14 protein-coding genes are annotated in these 10,206 nt (G+C 39.7%); 9 read left to right on the forward strand and 5 right to left on the reverse strand.

The genetic code is table 11. The features are described from left to right. Positions 1–62 precede the first annotated feature (62 nt). From ACYVBM_RS17925 to ACYVBM_RS17940, 4 genes are read left to right on the forward strand one after another with little or no spacing between them, the layout of a single operon-like run. Entirely contained in the window at positions 63–1,091 is a 1,029-nt protein-coding gene (locus ACYVBM_RS17925) for a sensor histidine kinase (RefSeq protein WP_460687074.1), read from the forward strand. Continuing rightward, a complete protein-coding gene (locus ACYVBM_RS17930) occupies positions 1,088–1,795 on the forward strand; it encodes a LytR/AlgR family response regulator transcription factor (protein ID WP_460687075.1) in 708 nt (235 codons plus the stop codon). Before ACYVBM_RS17925 ends, ACYVBM_RS17930 begins: the two co-directional genes overlap by 4 nt. A gap of 17 nt (positions 1,796–1,812) precedes the next feature. Continuing rightward, the gene (locus tag ACYVBM_RS17935) at positions 1,813–2,634 is read left to right on the forward strand and encodes a class I SAM-dependent methyltransferase (protein ID WP_460687076.1); all 822 of its coding nucleotides are present in this window, start codon (positions 1,813–1,815) and stop codon (positions 2,632–2,634) included. 22 nt (positions 2,635–2,656) lie between these two features. Beyond that, complete coding sequence (locus ACYVBM_RS17940; protein WP_460687077.1) at positions 2,657–3,475, forward strand: SDR family NAD(P)-dependent oxidoreductase; 819 nt, start codon at positions 2,657–2,659, stop codon at positions 3,473–3,475. Positions 3,476–3,518: 43 nt separating this feature from the next. Here the strand turns inward: ACYVBM_RS17940 and ACYVBM_RS17945 are convergent, their stop codons facing one another. The 4 genes from ACYVBM_RS17945 to ACYVBM_RS17960 form a co-directional block, all read right to left on the reverse strand. Continuing rightward, complete coding sequence (locus ACYVBM_RS17945; protein WP_460687078.1) at positions 3,519–4,250, reverse strand: hypothetical protein; 732 nt, start codon at positions 4,248–4,250, stop codon at positions 3,519–3,521. Between the two features lie 5 nt (positions 4,251–4,255). Next, a complete protein-coding gene (locus ACYVBM_RS17950; protein ID WP_460687079.1) occupies positions 4,256–5,002 on the reverse strand; it encodes an ankyrin repeat domain-containing protein in 747 nt (248 codons plus the stop codon). Positions 5,003–5,223: 221 nt separating this feature from the next. After that, on the reverse strand, positions 5,224–5,727 hold the full coding sequence (locus ACYVBM_RS17955) for a hypothetical protein (protein ID WP_460687080.1): 504 nt from the start codon (positions 5,725–5,727) through the stop codon (positions 5,224–5,226). 4 nt (positions 5,728–5,731) lie between these two features. Further along, a complete protein-coding gene (locus ACYVBM_RS17960; protein ID WP_460687081.1) occupies positions 5,732–6,232 on the reverse strand; it encodes a hypothetical protein in 501 nt (166 codons plus the stop codon). A gap of 800 nt (positions 6,233–7,032) precedes the next feature. Between ACYVBM_RS17960 and ACYVBM_RS17965 the strand changes: the two genes are divergently transcribed. From ACYVBM_RS17965 to ACYVBM_RS17985, 5 genes are all read left to right on the forward strand, one after another. Then, entirely contained in the window at positions 7,033–7,506 is a 474-nt protein-coding gene (locus ACYVBM_RS17965; protein ID WP_460687082.1) for a VOC family protein, read from the forward strand. Continuing rightward, positions 7,487–8,065: a GNAT family N-acetyltransferase gene (locus ACYVBM_RS17970; RefSeq protein ID WP_460687083.1), complete on the forward strand. Its 579-nt coding sequence runs from the start codon at positions 7,487–7,489 to the stop codon at positions 8,063–8,065. The genes ACYVBM_RS17965 and ACYVBM_RS17970 overlap by 20 nt, the downstream gene beginning before the upstream one ends. Before the next feature lie 280 nt (positions 8,066–8,345). Beyond that, positions 8,346–8,681 (forward strand): hypothetical protein, encoded by a 336-nt coding sequence (locus tag ACYVBM_RS17975; RefSeq protein ID WP_460687084.1) that lies wholly within the window; start codon positions 8,346–8,348, stop codon positions 8,679–8,681. A gap of 52 nt (positions 8,682–8,733) precedes the next feature. Then, positions 8,734–9,456, forward strand: coding sequence for a hypothetical protein (locus ACYVBM_RS17980; protein ID WP_460687085.1), 723 nt, complete (start codon positions 8,734–8,736; stop codon positions 9,454–9,456). Further along, entirely contained in the window at positions 9,453–9,629 is a 177-nt protein-coding gene (locus ACYVBM_RS17985; protein ID WP_460687086.1) for a serine hydrolase, read from the forward strand. The genes ACYVBM_RS17980 and ACYVBM_RS17985 overlap by 4 nt, the downstream gene beginning before the upstream one ends. Before the next feature lie 98 nt (positions 9,630–9,727). Here ACYVBM_RS17985 and ACYVBM_RS17990 read toward each other — a convergent pair whose 3' ends face one another. Further along, entirely contained in the window at positions 9,728–10,099 is a 372-nt protein-coding gene (locus ACYVBM_RS17990) for a DoxX family protein (RefSeq protein ID WP_460687087.1), read from the reverse strand. Positions 10,100–10,206: the final 107 nt, after the last annotated feature.

Raw genomic sequence — 10,206 nt, forward strand, 5'->3', positions numbered from 1 at the left:
ACTGAAATTATTGCCAGCGTTAATGATTAAATTTGTAAGAGCAGCCCATATAATAATATTCAATGGTAAAAAAACAAATATTAGCCTGGGTGACCGGAAAGTATATCTATCACCTGCTTTTTACGATTGCCTATATCATACTACTCATTCCCAGCAGAAAGCTGTATGTTGGTCATGAAGACTGGCAGACTTTCCTGCCAATATTTTGTGTACATCTACTTTTAATGTTAATGATGATCTGTGTGAACAGCTCTATTTTGATGCCCCGCTTAGCCGCAACACGGCGTCTCACACAATACATCGTTTTTGTCAGCCTCTTAATTGCTGTATATGTGCTTATAAAGGGGCTTTATGATGCGTACACCGTTTCCAGACTTTATAGTATGGAAATAAAATCCTATAGCCCGTACTTCCTAAATGCCCTTCCATATGCTATCTGGTTCGCCGTTATTTCCTCCATGCTGTACATCACACAAGCGCAGTATGAAAGCAAACAGGAGTTGAAGAATATAAAGATTAACCAATTGGAAACTGAGCTCAAATATTTAAAAGCTCAGATTAACCCTCATTTCCTGTTTAACGGATTAAATACGATTTTTGGTTTCATTGATAAAAACAACCAGCAAGCTAAAGATGCTCTTCTTCAATTTTCGGATTTGTTACGCTACAATCTTTACGAAGCGGATGCTGACAAGGTAGATTTGACAAAGGAAGTTATATACATTGAAAACTATGTTGCTATTCAAAAGGCCAGAAGCGACAGCAATCTGAAAGTAGATTTGCAGGTTGATATGGGTCAGGGCGAAGTAAAGATCGCCCCGCTGCTATTTTTGCCCTTTATCGAAAATGCGTTCAAGTATGTATCACGCGATGAAAACGATGATAGCGCTATTAAAATCTCTTTATCCTACGATAAAAAGATTATTACGTTTGAATGCGAAAACTCATTCGAAGAGGTAGCTGATAAAGGAAAAGGAATTGGGCTTGAAAACGTTACAAGGCGGCTAGACTTATTATACAAAGATGCTTATGAGCTTTTCACCTGGAAGCGCGACAATGTTTGGCGTGTTAAACTAAAATTAATGATATGAGTAATTTAAAATGCATCATAGTGGATGATGAGCCTGTGGCAAGAAAGGTTGTCAGGGAATATATCGAGGAAATTGCTTTTCTCAATTTGGCTGGTGAATTTGAGAACGCACCAAAAGCGGATACATGGCTAAAAAAGCATCCTGTGGATATCATGTTCCTGGATATTGAAATGCCTAAGAAAAATGGAATTGACTTTTTGAAAGGTTCTCAGATAAAACCTTTAGCTATACTTACAACAGCCTACCCTGAATATGCCCTTGAGGGATACGAATTAGATATAATCGATTACCTGCTAAAGCCGATTTCATTCAAGCGCTTTTTAAAGGCTGCGCAGAAGGCGAAAGAATACATTGAACTACGGGCGAACTATACCGGACCAGACATGCCATTTATTTTTGTAAGGAGCGAAAAAAAGATCGAAAAGCTTCCTATAGAAGAAATCCTGTTCATTGAGAGTGCCGGCAATTACATTTTTATCCACACGGAAAGCCGGAAAATAATTGCCTACTTAACCTTGAAGAGTATTGAGGGCCAGCTACCCAGTAATTTTGTTAAAGTACATCATTCATTCCTCGTAAACTTTATGCTCATAGATGCCATAGAAGGGAACACTGTAAAGTTTAAAAATAAAGAAGTTCCTATTAGCAGACAATACAAGGAACAGTTGATGGAATTGATCGTTAAACGTCTTTTAAAAAGATAATGTCTATTACCGTAGTTATGGAAAAAGAAGATATTGAAAAATACTATGAAACATTTAACGAAGACCTAAGGCTAAAAAGTGCTTATGGTAAACTGGAGGAAGAACATATACGCCGTGTTATCTTAAAAAATACCCCCGATAAAACATCAGTAATATTTGACATCGGAGGGGGTACTGGTCATTACTCCAGGTGGTTAGCTGAATCGGGATACCAGGTTCATTATTCTGACGTCGTTCCTAAACATGTGGAGCTTTTTAATGAACGACATCGTGGTTTGGAAGGTATCGTAACCAGCTCCGTACAGGATGCCCGGAATCTGTGTTACGATGATAGTTGTGCAGACGTAGTAATACTAAACGGGCCACTCTATCATTTAACTGAAAAAGAGGACCGGATCAAAGCTTTAAGGGAATCAAAACGAATATTGAGAAGCGGAGGAAAATTACTGGCCGTTACAATCGGTAGACTCGCAGGTCTTCAGTACGCGATGAGTTCAGGAATGATATTCGATGACGACTATTACGGTATGGTTGCAATGGAAGCTGCTACCGGTGTACGGAAAAACAATTCTTCAAAACTTTCAACTTTTGATATCGCCTATTTTCATACAGTCCGGGAAATTAACACAGAAATGCGTGAATCAGGTTTTAGTGTTTTATCAACGTTGGGATTAGTTGGACTGTCCGGTATCTCACCAACGCTGGAATCTGACATGGGGGACGAACACAAAAGAGAACGTTTGCTCGCTGCTGCTGAATTGACTGAGATGTATCCTGTTTTAAGTCCAAAGATGATGACAATCGGAATTAAAAACGTTGACATTAAATTTAAAACCTAATTTTTTGTAATTAAAATCCAACATGAAAACTAAAAATCGATTGGATCTATGTACCGCACTAGTCACCGGCGCCAGCCGTGGAGTGGGCAGAGGGATTGCGATAGGTCTTGGCGAATACGGTGCTAAAGTTTATATCACTGGGCGAAACTTAGTGGCATTAAACGAAACTGCTGAAGCTGTCAGGGAGGCAGGCGGCATATGTATTCCCGTTCAGTGTGATCATCGGCACGACGATCAAACAAAATCCGTTCTCGAGCGGATAAAATCTGACGGTTGTACGATATCGATATTGGCCAACTGCGCCTGGGGCGGATATGAAGACATGGTAGAGAATGGTAAGTTCACCTGGACTGATAAATTCTGGGATCAGCCTGTCAAAAGATGGGACAAGATTTTTGAGGTTGGGGTCAGATCAATATTTGTAACCAGCAAATTTGCATTGGAGCTAATGAGATCTGATGAATCTGGCCTTATCGTAAATATTTCCTTCTGGGCTGCAAAGAAATATGTTGGTAACGTTATTTATGGTGCGTCCAAAGCAGCGGCTGACAAATTAACATCTGATATGGCATTGGAGCTTCGGGATACAAAGATTTCTGTGGTCTCGTTATATCCTGGTCTTGTAAGAACAGAGGAGGTCATGAAAGCTGCTGCCTACCTTGATCTAACAAATTCCGAATCTCCACAATTCATTGGACGGGTGATCGCTAATATGTTCCTGGATACTAAAATACTCGATAAGTCAGGAAAGGTCTGCATTGCTGCTCAATTGGCACTGGATTATCATATTACTGATATCGATGGCAAGCAGCCTCAACCGCTGACACTGGAAAAGATCTGAGATCTGTTTCGAAGGAAATGATGATCGTGAAGTGATACAAGTTCTAGTCTTCATCATTCAAACTCCTTTCCTTTATCCATACTGAAATGGGTTTCATCCATGCATCGTATGGCTTAAAGATAAACCCATGACCATTACCCATTGTGAGATTTACTTCACGAAAGCGGTTTTTGCAATCGGATTGGCCCAGCAGTTCTCTGCAACTTTTTTTGCTATCAGAACTCTCAAAAATTGAAAGGAAATTCCCGCAAAGCTGCTTCTTAATTTTTTTATAGTAATTGATATTATATTCATTACAAATGGCAAGTACCACATAGTTGATTTTATTATTCCTCATTAGGTGGGCAATTTCAATTGTAATAAATCCGCCCTGAGATGCGCCTACCACTACAATATTTTTTGGAGAAATTCCTTTTATTAATAAGCTATCTATTTGTCTGCAGACTTTTTTCGCATAATTAATTTCCTGGGTTCCGCGGGGCCTTACTTCGCTAATAACATGAAAACCCTCTTTTTTAAATGAATCGAGAATTGCATGATATTCATATCGTCCAAAATCTTTGCTGATGGCATTTGCTCCCTGCTCCTGGACAATGCCCCCATGCAGGTAAAAAAGATATACTTCATTTCTGTCAATATAGCCAGCCAGATTAATCGTTCCTGATTTTGCATAAGTGTAATACAGGGTCTGGCAAAGCATAACGACCATAAGTACAGTAAGCTTGATAAATTTCTTTATGCTCTCTTCTGAAATCTCAAACGAAATCTGCTTCATCGTATTTAACTGTTCAAATACTTATTAGGAATATTTGGTGGCATGTAACCTTTTCCGTGAGCTGCCTCAAGCAAAATCGAAACTACTTCATAGATTAATTTTTCTTTTCTTTGGAACTGTGGTAACAGTCCCATCATAGCATAGCTGATAGGGTTGACTGCGGGTATAAAAGTTTCCCATTCATAGTTCTTTCCCCAGATAAGTCCTTTTACAGTAATGTCCAGATCGGCGCTTTGAGACACTAAAAATTTCAACACGTCTATACATTTATTGTCCTTTTGATTTACGGTATGAAAGATAGCAGTTTGTCCGCCAAAGCCGTGTTCATCAGTGCCTGCCTGGGTATTCACATGGAGACCGTGCTGTACTAAGATCTCAGCACAGGCCAGGTGATTGTATTCGGCGCATACATGCAGTAAGGTCACATCCAGCATTTGTGTAAAAGCACAGTCAAACGAATACTTTTTATCTATCAAATGGTTGTCCTTTGCTAAAAGTGATTTAAGCATTTGAGGATCATCAAGTAAAACCGCAAGCAGTACTTTGTCTTCAAAGGTGACCCCGTATTCTACAAAAGCCCTTATAGAGTTCCTGAATCCCTCCCCCCGGGGATAGCCCGAGATTACCTCATAAATCAGCGGCCGGTTTTTAAAGTCTGCATCAGGCGAAATGCCGTGCTCAAAGCATTCCTTTATACCTTCTATCGACTGGAGTTCGATATCGATGATGATCTTCTCTAAATAATTTGTCATAGCTTTCTTGTTATGCCTTCTTGAAGAGACACCAGGAAATGTAAGTTAGTGAAGTAAACGGGATCTGAAACTTTTTTTGACAGTCTGCAACAAAAACTACAGAAAAAGCGCATCTGTTATGTCAACTGTTGATTAGATGGCAAACCTTAAAATTCCGGTATTGATCTCAACTTCTTTAAAAAGAAAGTTCTTAAAGTTTTGATATCTTAATTTCCGTAAATCTATTCTCGCGTTCTATTTAATGTATAACTGAAATTATTGTCACCCACCATAAAGTTCTTCTTTTTATCAAGAAAGAATAACACGTTATCATCGCCCTTATAAAGGTAGATCGCTTCATCGGGTTTCTCGGTGTCAAGCTGATAAACCGTTGCGCTCGGGTTTGTGCGGGTACCTTTTACGATACGCCATTTACCGGTTCGTGGAGGATTTTTGTACACAAATCCTTCGAGGCTAAATGTTGTTGGCGCATGGGTAACAGCGTCTTGATACAAAATGAGCCGCCATTTGATTTTTATACATTCAGGGATCGTTTTTTCATTTAACGCTCTGGCAATGCCCTGGCAGGGCGTTCGTCCATCGAAAACGCCAAGCACAGTCGGCCCCTTTGGGAGCGGCAGAAGCGAGGTATTGGGAGCAGGTACATTTTCTGAATTTTGATTCTGACCAAAGAGGTTGGCTTGCAACAGGCCGCAGAGTACCATAAGTTGAATAAGCTTAGCCATCTTTCTAATTTTTGATTTTGTTGAGTGTATAGCTCCATCCGGCATCACCGATCATAAGATTCCGGTCGCGATAGAGCAAGTGTAATATATCTTTGTCTATCCTGACAAATGACATCGATTTGTCACCGTTGTGTAGCCGGTAAACAATCGCATCGGGATTGACCGGTGTACCTTTATTAATCTCGCATTTGCCTTTAATTTGCTTACTTGTGCCTCCGCCGGAGAATCCGGGACCACTTTGCTGTTGCATTCCATAAGTGTATTCTAAACTAAAGGCTACAGCGCCGCTCGTGTCAGTATCGTGTAACAGGGTAAGCGTCCATTTAACCCGGTCACAATCTCCTGAAAGGGGAATATTCAATAATGACCTGACGTAACTTCCGCATGGGCTATTCCCTGCATAGGTGGTCTGTCGCTGATCCTGGTACTGTGCGTTACTGCATTGGCATCCCAATATAGAAAGGATCAGGGCGCAATAGAAGATTTTTACATAATCGCTTAGCATTGTTATTGCTTTTGAGTTTATAAATATTATGCTTTTAAAATTCTTTTATCTATTGTACTGTTTAACGATAAATAAAGCCGACAGGCACCTTATTACCAATTTTAGTAGATGAACTATCAGAAATTTAGACATCCACACACAATAAGTGATCAAGGCAACCAGGTTGATAAAAAAAACTTTGCATAAGAACATTTGACTATAAATTGAATCCCGTTTATGAACCTAAAAAACTGTTAGCTCAATTTGAAATAAATTAGATATATGGCAGATTTATCTACACAATTGCATCGGTTGCCGCGAATAATTTATAACAGTTGTGCACTATCTGATACTATCGTCACTAACTAACCCGGACTTTCTTGCCGCATTTTTCTTTAGCTTTCCAAACGGATATTGAATGCTGTTGTAAGAAGATACTTCTTGACAGTTTGTGTGATCTCCATACTATTAAGATCGATGAAGAATCCGCAATTGCGGAATAGCCAGGAATATGTATATAAGGAGAAATATGCTGATTACATAGAAATCATGCGTAGCTGTCACAAAATCTTAGAACAAAGTTTCATTTTTTTAACTTTGAAGTTGTTTAAACTTATTTAACTATGAATACAAAATTGCATGTCAGGCTGAGCTTGCCGAAGCCTTTGTACGGGAAAATACAAGCTCCGACAACAGTTCGACAAGCTCATTGTGACATTAGGAGTGCATTTTTCCAACTCTGAACAGTAAAATTAAAAAGTTTAAGCAAGTTCTTTATAGATTTCTAACGGCCATAACAGGGCTAATTAAAAATACTAACTATGAATGGTAAGATAAATAGCGTGCCTTACGAGTACCAGAACATCGTACCTTATATCATGGCCGACAACGTCGCCGGGTTAATTGCGTTTCTGCAACGAGCATTTGGCGGAACTTTGAAATATAAACTGGATAGGCCCGATGGGTCGATTATGCACGCGGAAGTTACTATTGGAAAGAATTTTATCATGATGGATGAGCCTACCGAGCAATTTGGGGCCATGCCAGTGGCAATTTATTTATATGTAGAAGATTGTGATAAGGTCTATGAACAAGCTTTGATCGCCGGGGCAGTATCCCTGTCACCCGTGAAAACCATGCAGCATGCCGGTGAACGTTACGGGTGCGTACGTGATCCTGCGGGCAATATCTGGTGGATCGCTTCCCATGTTGAAGATATGAGCCTGGAAGAGAGTCAGAGAAGAATTGCAAACACGGATCATCAATCTCAACCCTATGAAACAGGCCAGCCATAGTCAGAAAGATTTAATCGTTGATATACTCAGCAACGCCTTTAATGACAATAAGAGCGTAAACTATATAGTTCCGCAAGATGCGCACAGGATCAAAAGAATCAGAGCCCTGATGGCATACGCTTATGAAATCTGCTCGATGTTTGGAGAGGTGCTTATAACGGAAGATGAAAGTGCCTGTGCCTTACTAATGTATCCTGATAAAAAGAGAACTTCAATAAGATCTGTTTTTCAAGATGTTTTACTTGTAATAAGATGTCTTGGTTTCACAAACATTAAAAAAGCAGCAAAGCGGGAGGCACTGATCAAACGCCTCCAGCCTAAGGGAGTAATGACCTATCTATGGTTTATCGGAGTAGATACCGGCAAACAAAATAAAGGAGTCGGCAGCCAGCTGCTGCAGTCAGTGATTTCGAAAAGCGATCAACAAGGAAGAGTGATATGCCTTGAAACTTCCACACTGAAAAATATTCCCTGGTATAAAAAGTCTGGATTTGAAGTTTATAAAGAAGTGAACCTTAGTTACAAGCTGTTTTTTCTAAAAAGAGAACCTCAAAGATGAACTGGTGCGGCTTGTATTTGACACATGTTATTCAATACTACTGAGAAGAACTGAACCCAAAAAGATGTCAATTGCGCAGGTGAGCAATATCAGGATAGTGCCTTTTTCTCCCTGATTGACTTCTATATACTTTATCAATACTTCCTGTAAGTCAGCTATCTCAAAACCAGGTCACGTACGTATGGCAACATGCGATTTACGTAAATATTTTTGAATTCAACAATAGTTCAATTAACTTTGTAATGCAAAGCACTTTTTAATTATTCTAAAACGCAATTGTATGAAAATTATAAAAACAAAATTCGTCATCATTTTTCTCGTTTTGGCGTTTGTCTTTCAATTCATCTCTAATTCAGTTTTGGGCACTGAGGTCAGCCTCTTTCCCCGAAACGGCGAATGGTTTCCGGGAACCGGTTCACCAATAGCCTGGAAAAGCACCTTGGCTACTATTTTATACCCTGTTAAATTTGTTTTAATAGCACCCTTGTCTTTTTTAGCTAAGGACCCGGATCCGGCACCCCCCGTTTTATTTTTTGCGTTTGCTTGCTACTGGACTGTCATTGCATTGGTTCTTCATTTTCTGGTAAGCAAAACATTTAATCGCAAGAAGATATGAGTTGTGCCTCAATCTCGATTCAGACAGGAACTCATTCAAATGCTTTGATGATATGAATAGCATTGAAGAAATATATCATGAAGCCAGGTCTGACAAATGGTTTCAACACTTTGCTGTTTTTTGCCGCATCGCCCTGGCAGCGAGCTTTCTTCCATCGGGTTATATTAAAATAATGGGACAGCGTTTTGCCGAAGGCCTATCCCATAATAATCCATTGGGGCATTACTTTGACGCCCTGTTGGCCACAGGGTATTACTATACTTTTATTGGGCTTACTCAGATTTTGATCGCTCTATTATTGCTGATACCGAGAACCGCCCTACCTGGTGCGCTCATGTATTTCTGCATGATCGTCAATATCGCTGTACTTACGTATGCCACCCGGTTTCATGGAACGCGGATTGTCACGATAATGATATTGGCCTGCCTGTATTTACTGATATGGGATTATGACCGGATCAAATATATTTTGCCATTCAGACAACTTCATGCTGCTCCCCGGGTAATCAAAAAACCGTTGGGCAACCGTCTGCGCTTTCTATTTTTTGGTGGTTGTATCGCAGTGCTGACCGTTATTATCATAGGCACTCCGTATTTATATGAGATCGCACCGGGCGATACTGAAGAAGAGGCCCGAAATCAATGCCCCGGCAGTGAAAACCCTGAAGCTTGCGAGGATTTCTGCAATTGCATCTATAAGCAAGGGCGACCGCTGGATAGTTGTTTGGCTGCTTATGAACAAAGGCGTGGGCTCTATTGCGCACTGAAACCTTGAAAAAGCCGCTGACAGAAGAGTCGAAATTCCGGGTTGCTTCTATTGCAAAGACTTACACAGCTGTAATGATCTTTCAGTTGATTGAAGAAGGAAAATTAAAACTGAGTGACCATTGGATACATTTTTTCCGCAGGTACCGAATGCCGGTAAGATCACTATTGAGCAGATGCTGAACCATCGGAGTGGTATTCCGGAGCTTACGGTCGGCGCAGGCTGGAGAGCGCAGCTCAAAACGCATCAAGAAATTTTGTCGGGTACATTTTTAAGTTTCTTACACTACTATCTTGAAATTTTTATCAGTAGCCAGTAAAATAATTGTAAGTATGCACATCATCAAAGCGTTGTAGAAGTGATGATATTCTTGGTGAGCCATGTGTGCCGTAAATGCACCAACCGCAAAAGGAAACAAGAATAAAACTGCGAGATTTTTGTATTGAGGTTTGAACAATCCGATTAGGAGCAAAATAACACCAATTAATTCTCCAATTCCAATGAGGATAGTCCATGTCTTATTGAAGCCTAAATGTTGCATATTTTGCATCATAGATGTTTTTTGAAATACTTTGAATAGGGAAGCATAGCCAAATACATACAGATAATAAGCATAGCTTAACCAGTGAACCAGGGTTGTAACTTTTTCCATTTTTACATTTTTTTATTTACTGTACAAATATCTTTGATAACTTGCATTAATGAAAGAACGTACAAAATTGTATGATACCAACAAAAAAGTAAGTATGCTAAAAAAAA

This window comes from Niabella aquatica, assembly GCF_054779315.1.